This is a genomic window from Paracoccus sp. M683, assembly GCF_007096355.1.
Classification (GTDB): domain Bacteria; phylum Pseudomonadota; class Alphaproteobacteria; order Rhodobacterales; family Rhodobacteraceae; genus Paracoccus.
The window spans coordinates 399,483-415,141 of record NZ_VKDF01000005.1 but is presented as its reverse complement, the minus strand read 5'-3'; the positions used below and the strand labels follow the sequence as shown (position 1 = coordinate 415,141).

Below are 15,659 nucleotides of genomic sequence, written 5' to 3'. Positions count from 1 at the left end.
ATGGACCGCCTGCCCCATGAGAAGGGTTTTCACGTCAGCTGGGATCAGCTGCATCGCGATGCGCGCGCGCTGGCCTGGCGGCTGGACGGGACCGATTGGCGGGCCGTCGTCGCCGTGACACGGGGCGGGCTGGTGCCGGCGATGATCGTCGCGCGCGAATTGGACATCCGCACCATCGACACGATCTCGATCAAATCCTACAAGGGCGTTGGCACCGGGGCTGGCCAGGGCCAGCTTGAGGTTCTGAAAAAGCCCGATGATGCGCTGATGCGCGATGGCGAGGGCATTCTGGTCGTCGACGATTTGGTCGATTCGGGCCGCACGCTGGAACTGATCCGCGAGATGTATCCCAAGGCGCATTTCGGCACCGTCTATGCCAAACCCAAGGGCAAGCCGATGGTCGAAACCTATGTGACCGAGGTCAGTCAGGATACCTGGATCTTCTTCCCCTGGGACATGGCGCTGCAATATGTGCAGCCCTATCGCGGCGAGGATTGACCGCACGGCATCTGCCGCCCGAGCGTGGCGCGCTGCATTGGCTGTTCGAGGCCGGTCTGGCGCTGAAAGGCTTCTTGGCGGCGCTGGAAAGCCTGACGGGCCTGGCGCTGCTGTTCACCGCCAATGCCACGATCCAGCGCAGCATCGACTGGCTGACCCATAACGAGCTGATCGAGGACCCGACCGACCCGATGGTCGCGCGGGTGTTGCGGCTGACCAGCCGGTTCGATGCCGGCAGCCAGCATTTCTATGCCGTCTATCTGCTGAGCCACGGGTTGGTGAAACTGGTGGTGATTGCCCTGCTGGTGCGGCGCATCGCCGCCGCCTATCCGCTGGCGATCGTGGTTTTTGCGGGGTTTGTCGGCTATCAGATGCACCGTTGGGCCGTCAGCGGATCGCCAGTGATGCTGGCACTGTCGGCCTTCGATCTGCTGGTGATCTGGCTGACCTGGCGGGAATGGCGACGGGGATCGCAGCTTGAATAATCCAATGCCTCACCCTGGGCCTACGATCATTTTCCTTGCCGCAGTCTGAACGGGAAGGATAGTTTCCCCGCAGCAAGTTGTGTGAATGGTGAAATCTTATGAATTTCGTAAATCAGTCAGTTTTCGACGATCCCGACAATTTTCGGCGCGCGCAAGGCGTCGATATCAACCGCAAGACCGCGATCACCGATCCACGGGGGCGCGTGCTGGCCTATGCCCAGACCGGCGGGATCATGATGCCGGCGCGGCACGAGTTGCGACCCGGCACCGAGGTTTTCAGATTCGGCAACAGCGGCGCAGGGGCAGCGAAGGTTGCCGCCGGCAGTTGGTGGATTGATCGCAAAGGGCTGGATCAGATTATCCGGTTCGGCGAGGTCTGGGACCTGTCGGTCGGCATGGCGATGCGGATGCTGTGCCTCGTGCCACCGGAATGGAGCGATGCGACACTGCTTGTCCGTGCCAGAGTCCGCGAACCACTGCTTGCATGGCGTGGGATCGGCAATTCTGTGGTCACCCCAGCCCAGGATGGCGGACCGCATGTCAGGATGCCTCATCAGAACGACATCGCATCCAGGCGGCTGCACCAGCTTTTCATTCCAGGGCTTTTCAACGACGCCTCGGTGCGGTCTGCCCTGCAACTGGAACAATCATACCCGCTGGACAAAGAGGCGGGGGTTCGCGGCTGGCTGTATTTCTAGCCGCTGTCCCCGCGTTATCCGCAGGTTGGGGCCGCCAGCCTAACCATTCCCCCGGACAAACCGCGCCGCATCCTCGGCGGCGCGTTGCAGAGCGCGGCTTTTGTTCACGGTTTCCATGAACTCGGATTCCGGGTCGCTGTCATAGACGACGCCGCCGCCGGCCTGGATGTAAAGCCTGTGGTCCTTGATCACCCCGGTGCGCAGCGCGATGCACATGTCCATCTCGCCATTGGCCGCGAAATAGCCCACGCCGCCCGCATAGACGCCGCGCTTTTCGGGTTCCAACTCGTCGATGATCTCCATCGCTCGGACCTTGGGGGCGCCCGATACCGTGCCGGCGGGCATGCCGGCCAGCAGGGCTGACAGCGCGTCCTCGCCGTCATTCAGCTGGCCCACAACGTTCGAGACGATATGCATGACGTGGCTGTAACGCTCGACGATGAATTGCTCGGTGGGCGTAACGGTCCCGATTTTCGCCACCCGGCCCACATCGTTGCGGCCCAGATCCAGCAGCATCAGATGTTCGGCCAGTTCCTTCTGGTCGCCCAGCAGATCGGCTTCCAGCGCGCGATCCTCGGCCTCGTCGGCGCCGCGCGGGCGCGTGCCGGCGATGGGGCGGACGGTGACTTCCCCGTCACGCAACCGGACCAGAATTTCCGGGCTGGCACCGACGATCTGGAAGCCGCCGAAATTCAGATAGAACATGAAGGGCGAGGGGTTGGTGCGGCGCAGCGACCGATACAGCGCAAAGGGCGGCAGCGGAAAATCCATCGTCCAGCGCTGGCTGGGCACGACCTGGAAGATGTCGCCCGCGCGGATATAGTCCTTGGCCTTCTCGACCGCCGCCAGATAATCCGGCTTGGCGAAATTCGAGACCGGCTCGCCGACCTTGGCATCCTCGCCCAGGGCGCGCGGTTCGGATGGCTGGCGGTCAAGGGATCGCAGCGCCTCCATCACCCGCTCGCCGGCCTGGGCATAGGCCGCACGTGCCGGGATCGAGGGGTCGAACCAGGCCGGCGCACACAGCGTCACCTCGCCCTTGACCCCGTCCAGCACGGCCACGACCGAGGGGCGCAGCAACACCGCATCGGGCAGGCCCATCGGGTCGGGGTTCACATGCGGCAGACGCTCGACCAGACGGATCATGTCATAGCCGAGATAGCCGAACAGACCGGCCGCAGCCGGCGGCACGCCATCGGGCATGTCGATGCGGCTTTCGGCGATCAGCGCGCGCAGGCTGTCCAGCGCGGGGCGATCCTCGGCGGTGAAATCGTCAGAATAGCGCGCCTGACGGTTGATCCGGGCGCGACCATCGCGGCAATCCCAGATCAGGTCGGGCTTCATGCCGATGATGGAATAGCGCCCGCGCACCTCGCCGCCGGTCACGCTTTCCAGCATGAAGCTGTTGGGCGCGGCCTCGGCCAGTTTCAGCATCAGGCTGACGGGCGTGTCCAGATCGGCGGCCAGACGGATCGTGACCAACTGGTTGCGGCCCTCGGCCCAGCCTTTCTCGAAATCCCCGAAATCCGGCAAAAGCTCCATCAGCGCACCATGGTTTCTGCCGCGCTGATGGCCGATTGGTTCACCTGCACGCCACGCTCGGCCTGCACGCCGCGAATGTAATAATCGAACAGGTCGTTTTGCAGCGATTGTTCCAGCCGCTGCGTGACGCTTTCCGCCGCCTCGGTCGCGATCTCCGAGCCCAGATCAGCCTGATGGATACCGTCCAGCGTCACCAGGAAAACCCGCCCCTGTGCGGTGACGGCCTGTGTCGCGCCGGTCTCGGTCATCGAAAAGGCGCTTGTGACAACTTCAGGCGGGACGCCGTCGATCCAGCCATCGCGGGTCAGATCCGCCACCGGGTTGCCGGCGGGCACGACCAGGGCGGCAGTCGGGGCGGCCCCGTCAGCATCGCCATCAGCAGCCGCGTCATCGGCTGCGGTGGCAGCCTGGCCGCCGGCTTCGTCAGCGGGGCCGGCGTCATTGGCCTCATCAGCCGCCGGCGCGGCCAGCGCTGCGGCATCAACCGCCAGATCCTCGGCGCGGGCCATCAGCATGCCGCGGGTTTCCGAGGTCATCCAATCCTCGGCCACCTCGTCGGCGACCTCGTCAAAGGGGCGCAGCGTCGGGGGCACCACCTCGTCCAGTCGCAGCGCGAAAACCCCGCCGTCATCCAGCTGATACAGTTGCGGGAAATCATCCTGGGCCACCGCGCCGGCGCGTTCACGGAAAGCCTGATAGCCGTCGATGCCGGTATGTTCCGGCGCCGCGCTGGCGTCAAAGTCGATCTGGCCCAGCTCCATCTCGGTTTCCTCGGCCACATCCTCCAGCGTCGCGCCCGAGGCCAGCATGTCCTCGAAGTCGCCGGCGCGGTCCTCGACCATGCGCCCGGCACGGTCCAGTGCCGCCTCGCCGCGCAACTCGTCCTGTGCCTGTTCGAACGGGATTTCGACGGGCTCCAGGATCGCGTTCATCGAAAACAGTGCCGGGCCAAGCGTGGTCTGAAACGGGCCGACCACGCCGGGCTGTTCCAGCGCAAAGACGGCCTGCCCGGTTTCGCTGTCCAACTCGGTCTGGCTGACCTCGCCCAGTTCGATATCGTCCAGCGTCAGGCCGCGTTCGGTGACCAGCGCATCAAAGGGCACTTCGCCCGCATCCAGCCGGGCCTTGGCAGCCTCGGCGGTTTGCTGGTCGGGAAAGACCAACCGCCCGACAAGGCGGCGCTCGGGCTGCTGGAACTCGGCTATGCGGCGATCATATTCGGCGCGCAGCGCGGCCTCGTCCAAGTGGACCTCGCCTTCCAGCATCTCGGGCGTCAGCCAGACATAGGTGATGCGGCGCAGTTCCGGCGCGGTAAAGCGGGCCGCGTTGGCCTGATGCCAGGCCTGCAAGGTTTCGTCATTGGGGCGCGCGACCGGCTCGGGCAGTTGATCGGCGGTGATCTCGCGCCAGGTGATGTCGCGGCTTTCCAGCAGCCAGCGCACGGTCTGGTCGACCATGGGGCGGGGCGCGGGGGCGCCCTCGGTCACGGCGCGTTGCAGGATCTGACCGGCTTCGCCGTCGCGGATCTGAGCTTCGAAATCAGCCTCGGTCATGCCCTGGCGGCGCAGCGTCTCGCCATAGGCGACGCGGTCGAACTGGCCGTTCGGGCCACGGAAGGCCTGCGCCTGCATGATGACATCGGCCACGCGCTGATCCCCGACCGACAGGCCGATCCGGCGCGCATCCTCGGACAGCGCAGCCTCGGCGAACAGCTGCGCCTGCACCTGTTGCGGCAGACCGATGGACTGGGCCTGCGCCAGGGTAAAGGCCTGCCCCGCCTGCGCGCTGAAGGCATTCAGCTGATTTTGCAACGAGCGCGCGTAATCTTCTGCCGTCACGGTGGTTTCACCGACCCGGCCCACCTCGGTCTGGCTGCCGCCGAAATTGGTCACGCCGAAGCCACCCAGGCCAAGGACCAGCATCCCCATCAGGATCCAGACGATGGTTGATTTGCCCTTGGTCCGCAGATTTGCCATTACGCGCGTCTCATCTTCTGTCGGTTCATGTTTGTTATCCCGGCGTCTTTAGGCCCCGCATGTCCCGGCGGCAAGGCCCTGTGGACCGCCGCACGCGAACGTCAGCCCGTCCTGTCAGCCCCGGAAATCCCTTAGCCGCCCGGCCAGCACCTCGATCCCCGCCGCATCGACATTGGCGAATGCAATGCGGAAATGGGCCGCCCCCTCGGGGTCTTCGTCGGGCATGAACATCGTGCCCGGCAAGGCCAGCACACCGGCATCGCGCACCATTCGCGGCGCCAGCTCGGCCGACGAGGTCGCGAAGGGATGCCGCAGCCAGGCGAAATAGGCGCCACAGCTGCGCAGCTGCCAACCCGGCATTTGCGACAGCGCGCGGGTGGCGGCGGCGCGGCGGGCCAGGATCTGGGCCCGTTCACCGGCCAGCCAGTCACGCAGGTTCGCCATCCCCCAGACCGCGCCGATCTGCCCCAGTTGCGAGGTTGAAATGGCGACCGTATCCAGGAACTTCTCGGCCTCGACCATCCGCGCTTCGCCGGCAATCATCGCACCGACCCGATGGCCGGTCAGCCGATAGGCCTTGGAAAAGGAATAAAGCTGGATCAGCGTATCATCCGCGCCCGCCCTGCCTGGCAGGTCGTGCGGCGCGCCTTCGCGGGAATCAAAATCGCGATAGGTCTCGTCCAGCACCAGCGCGATGCCATGCCTGCGGCAAAGGTCATAGAAAGCCGCCACCAGCCCGGCCGGATATTCGGCCCCGGTCGGGTTGTTCGGCGTGACCAGCACGATGGCGCGAGTGCGCGGCCCGATCAGCGCCTCGGCCGCCGCCAGATCTGGCAGCATCGCATCATCGCAGACCAGCGGGCGGGTGACGATGCCCATCATGTCCAGCCACATCTTGTGATTGAAATACCAGGGCACGGGCAGGATCACTTCGTCCCCTGTTGCGGCAAGCATGGTCATCGCCGTGCAGAAGGCCTGATTGCACCCTTGGGTGATCGCCACCTGCGCGGGACCGATCGCCGCGCCGTAGCTGGCTGAAAACTCTTGCGCGACCGCCTGCCGCAGATCGGGATTGCCCAGGACCGGGCCGTAAAGATGCGCATCCGCCCGGTTCAGCGCGGCATCCGCGATGGCGCGGCGCAGGCCCTCGGGCGGGGGATCGACCGGCGCTGCCTGGCTGACATTGATCAGCGGGCGGTCGGGCGTGAAGTTGACGCCGTTCAGCCAGCGCCGCGCCTCCATCACCGGAGGGCTGAAGGTGCTGGCAATGGCGGGATTGGTCGGGGCTGTCATGTCAGTTCCGTTCAAGGGCGCCCAGACCTGTCAGGTCGGGCGGGGTCGATAGATCAAGCGAAGAGGCCGCCGGAACGGCCGATCCCGCAGGCAAGGTGTCAGCAGGTGCAGCTTCAATCGGCGCAGGTTCGGGTTGTGGCTCTGGCTCTGGCTCTGGCTCTGGCTCTGGCTCTGGCTCTGGCTCTGGCTCTGGCTCTGGCTCTGGCTCTGGCTCTGGCTCTGGCTCTGAAACTGGGATCGGCCCGGCATCCGGTTCAAGATCCGGCGGCGGCGCAGCTTCGGCCGGCACCGGCGTCGCCAGTTGTGGCGCGGCATCGGGCGCGGCCCCATCTGCAAGGCCGATCGGCCCGGTGGGCAATTCCGGCACCGAAACCGCCTGCATCGCATCCGACAGCGGCACCTCGTCCATCTCGGGGGCGGTCAGCGCCTGCATTTGCGACAGGCTCGCACCGGGCGAGGGCATGGCCAGCGGCTCGGCCGAGGCGACAGGCGAGGGCTCGGCCACGGGGGCTATCACGGCCGGGGCCTCGGTCAGCCCGGCGCCGCCGGCGGGCGCTTGCGGAAAGGCAGGCGTGGGCGGCGCAAGATCAACGCCGCGCGCAAATTCCGAACCAACGGGCAGATTCAGCGCGTCCGCACGCGGCGCCGCATCGCTGCCGGCAGCATCGGCCGCATCATCAGTTGGGCCAGCATCGGTTGGGCCAGCATCGCTGGCTGTCTGCGGCGCGATCCCTGCCGGTTCGACGGCCGGATCCTCTGCCTGGCTCGGGGCGACCGTGGCTGCGTCCTGCGCGGGCACCGCATCGGCCGGTTGATCGGCAGGCTGCGGCGGCACATCGTCGCGCTGCACCGGCACGGCAAGCGACAGCGCCAGCAGCGCCGCCGCGCTTGCCAGCCCGCCATGGATCAGCCCGGTTCCGAATCCCTTTGCCATCCGCCTCGTTTCCCTGCTGGCCGGGCTTGACCCCCCGGCGCGCTTTGGCCCATCTATAGCGGGTCCGATTTCCGGGGGAAACCGCCCCCGACCCAAGCGACAAGGTGCCACGATGTCCACACCCCATATCCTGCTGATCGACAATTACGACAGCTTCACCTGGAACCTCGTGCATTATCTGGGCGAGGCGGGCGCGACCGTCACCGTTCACCGCAACGATGCGATCGCGGTCGAACAGGCGCTGGCCCTGAACCCTGACGGCATCGTGATCTCGCCCGGCCCCTGCGATCCGGCACAGGCGGGCATCTGCCTGGACCTGATCCGCGCGGTGGCCGAGACGCGGGTGCCGCTGCTGGGCGTCTGCCTTGGCCATCAGGCCATCGGCGAGGCATTCGGCGGCCGCATCGTCCGCGCCAACCGCATCCTGCATGGCAAGGTCGATCAGATCCTCCATGACGGCACCGGCGTTTTCGAGGGCCTTCCCTCGCCGCTGAACGCCACCCGCTATCACTCGCTGACGGTCGAACCCGAAAGCCTGCCCAATTCGCTGCGCGTCACGGCGCGGTCCGATGATGACACGATCATGGGCCTGATCCACGAGGCGCTGCCGATAGAGGGCGTGCAGTTCCACCCTGAATCCATCGCATCCGAGCATGGGCACGAGATGATCCGCACCTTCCTGGGCCGCTGCGCCCCCGCGCGCGAGGCCGCATGAGCACCGATGACATCCGCCCCCTGATCGGCCTTGCCGCGAACCGCCCGCTGACCGGCCCCGAGGCCGAGGCGGCCTTTTCGGCGCTGTTCGACGGCGCGGCGACGCCCGCCCAGATCGGCGGGTTGCTGATGGCCTTGCGTGTGCGCGGCGAGACGGTCGATGAAATCGCCGCGGCGGCGCGTGCCATGCGCGCCCGGATGAACCGCATCATCGCGCCTGCGGGTGCCATCGACATCGTCGGCACCGGCGGCGACGGCAAGGGCACGCTGAACATCTCGACCGCGACGGCCTTTGTGGTCGCGGGCGCGGGCGTGCCGGTTGCCAAGCATGGCAACCGCAACCTCAGTTCGAAATCGGGCGCGGCGGATGCGCTGGCGCAGATGGGCATCAATGTCATGGGCGGCCCCAAGGTGGCGCAAATCGCCATCGAGCGCGCCGGCATCTCCTTCATGATGGCCCCCATGCATCACCCGGCCATGCGCCATGTCGGCCCGCCCCGCGCCGAACTGGGCACGCGCACCATCTTCAACCTGCTGGGCCCGCTGACCAATCCGGCCTCGGTCCGGCGGCAATTGACGGGTTCGTTCTCGCGTGACTGGATTCGCCCGATGGCCGAGGTGCTGCACGACCTTGGCTCGGATGCGGCCTGGCTGGTCCATGGCAGCGACGGCACCGATGAGATCAGCATTGCCGGCGAAACCTGGGTCGCGGCCCTGAAAGACGGCGTCATCAGCGAATTCACGATCGCCCCCGAAGATGCAGGCCTGCCCCGCCACCCGTTCGAGGCGATCATCGGCGGCGAGCCGTCGCATAACGCCGCAGCCTTCCGCGCGCTTCTGGATGGCGAGGAAAGCGCCTATCGCGATGCTGTGCTGCTGAACGCCGCCGCCGCGCTGATGATCGCGGACCGTGCCGCCGATCTGCGCGAAGGCGCCCAGATGGCACGCGAGTCCATCGACAGCGGCGCGGCCAAAGCGCGCCTGATCGCCCTGTCCGCAGTCACCGGCCCGCCCGAGGCATAGCTGGCAGATGAAGCCGCAGCCGCGCTGATCGCCGTGGAACTGATGCGTCATTTCCGAGGATAACCCTGATGAGCCCATCCAGCACGGCACAGGTCCAGTCATGACCCCGCCCGCCGCTTGGGCGCATCTGCCCTTTTTCCGTGACAACTGGCCCGCGATCCGCGACCGGCTGGAACAAAGCGGCGACTGGTTGCCCGGCGCGGATCGCCTTTTCGCAGCGCTCGACGCCACCCGGCCCGGACAGACCCGCGTGGTGATCCTGGGCCAGGACCCCTATCCCACACCGGGCCACGCCAATGGCCTTGCCTTCTCGGTCAATCCCGATATCGCGCTGCCCCGCTCGCTGAAAAACATCTTCACCGAACTGCGCGACGATCTTGGCGCGGCGCCGGCCAATGGCGATCTGACCCATTGGGCCGAACAGGGTGTGCTGCTTTTGAACACCTCGCTTTCGGTCCCGCCCGGTCAGGCCGGCGCCCATGCGAAATGGGGCTGGCACCATCTCGCCCGCCAGACCATAGCCGAGACGCAAACCCACGGCCCGCTGGCCTTCCTGCTTTGGGGCAACCATGCGCAGCAAGCGGCCACCGGCCTGCCCCGCCCGCTGGATCTGGTGATCGCCACCGCCCACCCTTCCCCGCTGTCAGCCCGGCGCGGCTTTTTCGGCAGCCGCCCCTTCAGCCGCATCAATACCTGGCTGGCCAGCCAGGACCGCCCGCCGATCAACTGGACCGGCTGATTTCTTCTTCACCCAAATATCCCTGGGGGAGTCGCGGCACGCGACGGGGGCAGCGCCCCCTTTCCAGACCGCCCGCAGAAGGCTAGAACCAAACCATGCATATCCTCGACAAGATCAAGGCCTATAAGCTGGACGAAATCGCCGCCGCCAAGGCGGCGCGTCCGCTGGCCGATATGGACGCCGCCGCCCGTGCTGCCAGCGCCCCGCGTGGCTTTGCCAAAGCCCTGACCGCCAAGGCCGCGACCGGCCCGGCGCTGATCGCCGAAATCAAGAAGGCCAGCCCCTCCAAGGGCCTGATCCGCGCCGATTTCGACCCACCCACGCTGGCCCGCGCCTATCAGGCAGGCGGCGCCGCCTGCCTCTCGGTGCTGACCGACGCGCCCAGTTTTCAGGGCGCCCCCGAATACCTGACCGCCGCGCGCAACGCCTGCGACCTGCCCGTGCTGCGCAAGGATTTTCTTTATGACACTTACCAGGTCGCCGAGGCCCGCGCCTGGGGTGCCGATTGCATCCTGATCATCATGGCCTCGGTCGACGATGCCCTCGCGGCCGATCTGGAAGCCGCCGCCCACCATTGGGGCATGGACGCGCTGATCGAGGTCCATGACGGCCAGGAACTGGACCGCGCCCTGCGTCTGAAGTCCGACCTTATCGGGATAAATAACAGGAATCTCAAGACGTTCGAACTGACCCTTGATGTAACGCGCGAACTTGCACCCCGCATCCCGACCGACCGTGACATCATCTGTGAAAGCGGCCTGTTCACAGCTGACGATCTTGCCCAGATGATGCAGGTCGGTGCCCGCCGCTTCCTCATCGGCGAAAGCCTGATGCGCCAGCCCGACGTGACCGCCGCCACCCGCCAGATCCTTCAGGTCGCGGCATGAGCCTGACACATTTCGACGCCGCCGGTCAGGCCCATATGGTCGATGTCTCGGACAAACCCTCAACCGCGCGCGAGGCCGTGGCCGAGGGCCTTGTCATCATGGCCCCCGAAACCCTTGCGCTGGCCCAGGGCGGCGCAGCCAAGGGCGACGTGATGGGCGTCGCACGGCTGGCCGGAATCATGGGCGCGAAACGCACCGCCGATCTGATCCCCTTGTGTCACCCGCTGCCGATCACCAAGGTCGCGCTGGATCTGGTGCCCGACCCCGCCCTGCCCGGCATCCGCGTCACCGCCACCGTCCGCACCGCTGGCCAGACCGGCGTGGAAATGGAGGCACTGACCGCCGTGACCACCGCCTGCCTGACGGTCTATGACATGCTGAAAGCCGCCGAAAAGGGCATGCGCATCGAGGGCATCCGCCTGCTGCGCAAAACCGGCGGAAAATCAGGCAATTACGAGGCAAACCCATGATTTCTGTCGACGAGGCGTTTGCCAGGGTCATGGCCCTTGCGCCCAGCCCCATCGGCGAAGAGGTCGCCATCGCCGACGCGCTCGGCCGGGCGCTGCTTGGCCCGGCCTCGGCGCGGCTCAGCCAGCCGCCCTTCAATGCCGCAGCGATGGACGGCTATGCCCTGCGCCAGGCAGATCTGGCCAGCCCGCTGCGCGTGATCGGAGAATCCGCCGCTGGCCACCCATGGGACGGGCAGGCCCTGCCCGGCACCGCGATCCGCATCTTCACCGGCGCGCCGGTGCCGGCAGGCTATGACCGCGTCGTCATGCAGGAAAACACGACACGCGACGGCGATGTGGTGACAGTTACCGATGCGTCGGGGGGCGACAATATCCGGCCGCTTGGCAATGACTTCACCGAAGGCGACAGCTTTGATCCACGGCGCCTGCTGACTGCGGCTGATCTTGGCCTGCTGGCCGCCATGAACATCCCCGTCATCACCGCCGCCCGCCGCCCCCGCGTCGCCGTGCTGGCCACCGGGGACGAGTTGCTGCGCCCCGGTCAGACCCCCGGTCCGGGCCAGATCATCTGTTCCAACGACATCGCCATCGCCGCTCTGGCCCGCAACGCCGGCGCCCAGGCCCAGGTGCTGCCCATCGCCCGCGACACCGAAGACAGCCTGCGCGACAGCTTTGCCCGTGCCGCTGACGCCGATCTGGTGGTGACCATCGGCGGCGCCTCGGTCGGCGATCATGATCTGGTCGGCAAGGTGGCCGGCGAATTGGGGATGGACCGCGCCTTCTACAAGATCGCCATGCGGCCAGGAAAACCGCTGATGGCCGGGACGATCGGCAAATCCATTATGATTGGGTTGCCAGGAAATCCAGTTTCATCAATCGTTTGTGCCATATTATTCATGCAACCCATGATCCGGGCGATGCAGGGCCTGCCGGCATATGTGCCGATACGCAGGGCTCGGCTTTCCGGCGATATCGGCCCGGAAGGCCCCCGGCAGCACTATCTGCGTGCGACGCTGGATGATGGCGAGGATCTGCCCCGGATCACCGCCTTCGGGGATCAGGATTCGGCCCGTCTGGCGCTGATGTCCAGCGCCGATGCCCTGCTGATCCGTCCCGCCGGCGATCCCGCGCGCAAAGCGGGGGAAATCGTCAGCTTCATCCCTCTCGATGATTGAACGTTAACCTTTTGTTCACGCCGATCGGCGCAAATTATTGACGTGATTCGCCTTTCAGGTTAGAACATTCATCGAACACCGCCCAGAACGGGCCCTGCGGGGATCAGAGCAGATGTTGACCAAAAAGCAGATCGAGCTGCTGGACTTCATTCAGAAACGCATGGCGCGCGACGGCGTGCCACCTTCCTTCGATGAAATGAAGGATGCGCTGGACCTGCGATCCAAGTCCGGCATTCACCGGCTGGTGACGGCACTGGAAGAACGGGGCTTCATCCGCCGGCTTCCACATCGGGCGCGGGCGCTGGAAATCATCCGCCTGCCCGACAGCATGGGCGGCGCGGCCGCAATTCCCGGCACGGCGGCCGAACCGGCCAGCGGCTTCTCGCCCCGCGTGATCAGCAATGATCGCCCGGCGATGCCGCGCGGTGCGATGGCCGTGGTGGACAGCGCGGCTGTTGAACTGCCGCTGATGGGCCGCATTGCCGCCGGCGTTCCGATCGAGGCGATTTCCGAGGTGTCGCATCACATCTCGGTGCCCGGCACGATGCTGAACGGTCGCGAGAACCACTACGCGCTGGAAGTCCGCGGTGATTCGATGATCGAAGCGGGAATCAACGATGGCGATGTCGTGGTCATCCGCGAACAGACCACTGCCGAGAACGGCGATATCATCGTGGCTCTGGTCGAGGGGCATGAAGCCACGCTGAAACGCTATCGCCGCCGCGGCGCGATGATCGCGCTGGAGGCTGCGAACCCCGCCTATGAAACCCGCATCCTGCCCGAGGAATCGGTGCGTGTGCAGGGCCGGCTGGTCGGGCTGATCCGCAGCTATTGATCCAGGCGGGCGCTGGTGTGCCCGCCACGGCAGGCTGCGACGCCGGCCTGCCGGTGCTTGCGCGTCAGGCGATCCCCTTTCGATGTGATATGCGCGGACCATCCCTGAACAAATGCGTCGCCGATCTGCATCGGGCGACGGCACAGGGGGCACAGGGCATCGGGGCATAGGGGCAGCCGATGTTCAATCCCGGCCACGGTTTTGTCCGTGCTGGCTGACATTCATGCGATTGCCGTCATTTGCGATGCGCTGACACGCCGCGATCATCGCGCCAATTGCCCGGAAAACAGAAGGGCCGGGCATTCGGCCGTGCCCTGAGGGTGGCGTTCCAGTTACCGGCCTCAGTGCCAGTCGAAGAACCCCGTGCCTGCACGTGACAGCAGATCTTCTGCCAGATCGTGTCCCATGGCCGCGCCATCGGCCACGGTGCCGACGCGCTCACCACCAATGGTCTGCGCCCCGTCCGGTGACAGCACTTCGCCACGCAGCCGCAGACGGTCGCCTGTAAGTTCGGCCAGTCCCGCAATCGGCGTCTGGCACGACCCGTCCAGCCGCGCAAGGAAAGCGCGTTCCGCCGCGACTCGCTGCGCGGTTTCGACATCATTGATGCGATGCAGCAGCGTTTCGACGCTTGCGTCGTGCAAACGGCGTTCGACCCCGATCGCCCCTTGCGCGACGGCCGGCAACATCTGCTCTGGCGCGATCGGGCCGCGTGCGACATGCAGCATGTCCAATCGCTGAAGCCCGGCCATCGCCAGAAAAGTCGCGACCGCGACGCCGTCATCCAGCTTCTTCAACCGGGTCTGGACGTTGCCGCGAAACTCGACCAGTTGCAGGTCCGGCCGGCGATGGGCCAGCTGGGCACGCCGCCGCAAGCTGGACGACCCGACCACAGCGCCCAGGGGCAGCTCGTCAATGGATCCGAAATGAGGGCTGACAAAGGCATCGCGCGGATCCTCGCGCGGCAGGAAACAGTCGATCAGCAACCCATCGGGCTGGATCGTCGGCATATCCTTCATCGAATGCACCGCGATGTCGATCGCGCCATCGGCCAGCGCATCCTCGATCTCGCGGGTGAACAGGCCCTTGCCGCCGATCTCTTTCAGCGGGCGGTCGGTGATCCGATCACCCGTCGTCTTGATCACCACGATCTCGAAGGCATCGACGGACAGGCCATGCGCCGCCATCAGCCGGGCGCGCGTCTCATGGGCCTGTGCCAAGGCCAGGGCCGAGCCTCGGGTGCCGATGCGCAGGGGACGGTCGGGGGAAGGATGTTCACTCATATTGCGGGCTTAGTCTTTGCGGCGGTGCTTGACAATGCCCCGCCCGGCCCGCGAAGAGAACCCCGACAGGAGGCCTTATGACCAAGCTGCTGATGCGCGCCCTTGCCGGCGAGACCCTTCCCACCCCCCCCATCTGGATGATGCGTCAGGCCGGGCGCTATCTGCCCGAATACCGCGCCACGCGCGCGCAGGCCGGCGACTTCCTGTCGCTGTGCTATAACCCGGACCTCGCGGCCGAGGTGACGCTGCAACCGATCCGCCGCTTTGGCTTTGATGCGGCGATCCTGTTCGCCGATATTCTGCTGGTGCCGCAGGCTCTTGGGGCGGATCTGTGGTTCGTCACCGGCGAGGGGCCGCGCCTGTCCACGATCACCGACACCGCAGGCGTGGCCGCGCTGCGGCCGGCCGATGACATCCACGAAACGCTGGCGCCAATCTATGAAACGGTCCGAATCCTGTCGCGCGAACTGCCGCCCGAAACTGCGCTGATCGGCTTTGCCGGCGCGCCCTGGACGGTTGCGACCTATATGGTGGCCGGCCGCGGCACGCCCGATCAGGAGCCGGCCCACGCGATGATGCAGGCCGACCGGGCCGCCTTTTCCGCGCTGATCGACCGCATCACCGAGGCGACCATTCTCTATCTGTCCGCGCAGATCGACGCCGGGGCCGAGGTGGTAAAGCTGTTCGACAGCTGGGCGGGCAGTCTGAAGGGGCAGGATTTCGACGATTTCGCACTGGCGCCATCCGCGCGGATCATCGCGGCGCTGAAGGCCCGGCATCCGGGCGTGCCGATCATCGCCTTTCCGCGCCAGGCCGGCGAACGTTACGCGGGTTTCGCGCGGGCAAGCGGGGCCGACTGCGTGGCGCTGGACAATTCGGTCGATGCGGCCTGGGCAGCCGCGCATGTTCAGGTCGATGGCTGTGTCCAGGGCAATATGGACCCGCGGCATATGGTCACGGGCGGCCCTGAACTGGTGGCCGAGGCACAGCGGATCACCCGCGCCTTCCGGGGCGGGCCGCATATCTTCAACCTGGGTCATGGCATCACGCCTGATGCCGATCCCGACAATGTCGCGCGCATGATCGACGCCGTGCGCAGCGCCTGAC

General features: G+C 66.3%; 16 protein-coding genes. 11 read left to right on the top strand and 5 right to left on the bottom strand.

Annotated elements, in window-relative coordinates; genetic code table 11:
• The 3 genes from gpt (at position 1) to FNJ84_RS12365 (ending at position 1,681) form a co-directional block, all read left to right on the top strand.
• Positions 1 to 498, top strand: coding sequence for a xanthine phosphoribosyltransferase (gpt, locus tag FNJ84_RS12375; RefSeq protein WP_185968509.1), 498 nt, complete (start codon positions 1 to 3; stop codon positions 496 to 498).
• Positions 495 to 983 carry a DUF2127 domain-containing protein gene (locus FNJ84_RS12370; protein WP_185968508.1) on the top strand — a complete coding sequence of 163 codons (489 nt, stop codon included), beginning with the start codon at positions 495 to 497 and terminating at the stop codon, positions 981 to 983. Before gpt ends, FNJ84_RS12370 begins: the two co-directional genes overlap by 4 nt.
• A 98-nt stretch (positions 984 to 1,081) precedes the next feature.
• Positions 1,082 to 1,681, top strand: coding sequence for a hypothetical protein (locus FNJ84_RS12365; RefSeq protein WP_143793416.1), 600 nt, complete (start codon positions 1,082 to 1,084; stop codon positions 1,679 to 1,681).
• Positions 1,682 to 1,720: 39 nt separating this feature from the next.
• On the opposite strand, the gene trpE is transcribed toward FNJ84_RS12365, so the two are convergent.
• The 4 genes from trpE to FNJ84_RS21995 form a co-directional block, all read right to left on the bottom strand.
• Positions 1,721 to 3,223 (bottom strand): anthranilate synthase component I, encoded by a 1,503-nt coding sequence (gene trpE / locus FNJ84_RS12360; protein WP_143793415.1) that lies wholly within the window; start codon positions 3,221 to 3,223, stop codon positions 1,721 to 1,723.
• Positions 3,223 to 5,199, bottom strand: coding sequence for a peptidylprolyl isomerase (locus FNJ84_RS12355; RefSeq protein ID WP_255471194.1), 1,977 nt, complete (start codon positions 5,197 to 5,199; stop codon positions 3,223 to 3,225). Before FNJ84_RS12355 ends, trpE begins: the two co-directional genes overlap by 1 nt.
• Before the next feature lie 114 nt (positions 5,200 to 5,313).
• Positions 5,314 to 6,492 carry an aminotransferase gene (locus tag FNJ84_RS12350; protein WP_143793414.1) on the bottom strand — a complete coding sequence of 393 codons (1,179 nt, stop codon included), beginning with the start codon at positions 6,490 to 6,492 and terminating at the stop codon, positions 5,314 to 5,316.
• A gap of 1 nt (position 6,493) precedes the next feature.
• Entirely contained in the window at positions 6,494 to 7,426 is a 933-nt protein-coding gene (locus tag FNJ84_RS21995; RefSeq protein ID WP_185968516.1) for a hypothetical protein, read from the bottom strand.
• A gap of 112 nt (positions 7,427 to 7,538) precedes the next feature.
• On the opposite strand from FNJ84_RS21995, the gene FNJ84_RS12340 reads away from it, so the two are divergent.
• The 7 genes from FNJ84_RS12340 to lexA all read left to right on the top strand — a co-directional run bounded on the left by FNJ84_RS12340 (position 7,539) and on the right by lexA (position 13,269).
• Positions 7,539 to 8,141: an aminodeoxychorismate/anthranilate synthase component II gene (locus FNJ84_RS12340; protein ID WP_143793412.1), complete on the top strand. Its 603-nt coding sequence runs from the start codon at positions 7,539 to 7,541 to the stop codon at positions 8,139 to 8,141.
• Positions 8,138 to 9,163, top strand: coding sequence for an anthranilate phosphoribosyltransferase (trpD, locus tag FNJ84_RS12335; RefSeq protein ID WP_143793411.1), 1,026 nt, complete (start codon positions 8,138 to 8,140; stop codon positions 9,161 to 9,163). The genes FNJ84_RS12340 and trpD overlap by 4 nt, the downstream gene beginning before the upstream one ends.
• A 100-nt stretch (positions 9,164 to 9,263) precedes the next feature.
• Positions 9,264 to 9,902, top strand: coding sequence for a uracil-DNA glycosylase (locus tag FNJ84_RS12330; RefSeq protein ID WP_143793410.1), 639 nt, complete (start codon positions 9,264 to 9,266; stop codon positions 9,900 to 9,902).
• Positions 9,903 to 9,997: 95 nt separating this feature from the next.
• Complete coding sequence (trpC, locus tag FNJ84_RS12325; protein ID WP_143793409.1) at positions 9,998 to 10,789, top strand: indole-3-glycerol phosphate synthase TrpC; 792 nt, start codon at positions 9,998 to 10,000, stop codon at positions 10,787 to 10,789.
• The gene (moaC, locus tag FNJ84_RS12320; RefSeq protein ID WP_143793408.1) at positions 10,786 to 11,259 is read left to right on the top strand and encodes a cyclic pyranopterin monophosphate synthase MoaC; all 474 of its coding nucleotides are present in this window, start codon (positions 10,786 to 10,788) and stop codon (positions 11,257 to 11,259) included. Before trpC ends, moaC begins: the two co-directional genes overlap by 4 nt.
• Complete coding sequence (gene glp, locus FNJ84_RS12315) at positions 11,256 to 12,434, top strand: gephyrin-like molybdotransferase Glp (protein WP_143793407.1); 1,179 nt, start codon at positions 11,256 to 11,258, stop codon at positions 12,432 to 12,434. The genes moaC and glp overlap by 4 nt, the downstream gene beginning before the upstream one ends.
• 112 nt (positions 12,435 to 12,546) lie before the next feature.
• Positions 12,547 to 13,269, top strand: coding sequence for a transcriptional repressor LexA (lexA, locus tag FNJ84_RS12310; RefSeq protein ID WP_143793406.1), 723 nt, complete (start codon positions 12,547 to 12,549; stop codon positions 13,267 to 13,269).
• Positions 13,270 to 13,610: 341 nt separating this feature from the next.
• Here lexA and hemC read toward each other — a convergent pair whose 3' ends face one another.
• Positions 13,611 to 14,552, bottom strand: coding sequence for a hydroxymethylbilane synthase (gene hemC / locus FNJ84_RS12305; RefSeq protein ID WP_143793405.1), 942 nt, complete (start codon positions 14,550 to 14,552; stop codon positions 13,611 to 13,613).
• 77 nt (positions 14,553 to 14,629) lie between these two features.
• Between hemC and hemE the strand changes: the two genes are divergently transcribed.
• Positions 14,630 to 15,658, top strand: coding sequence for a uroporphyrinogen decarboxylase (gene hemE / locus FNJ84_RS12300; protein ID WP_143793404.1), 1,029 nt, complete (start codon positions 14,630 to 14,632; stop codon positions 15,656 to 15,658).
• The last annotated feature ends 1 nt before the right edge of the window (position 15,659 follow it).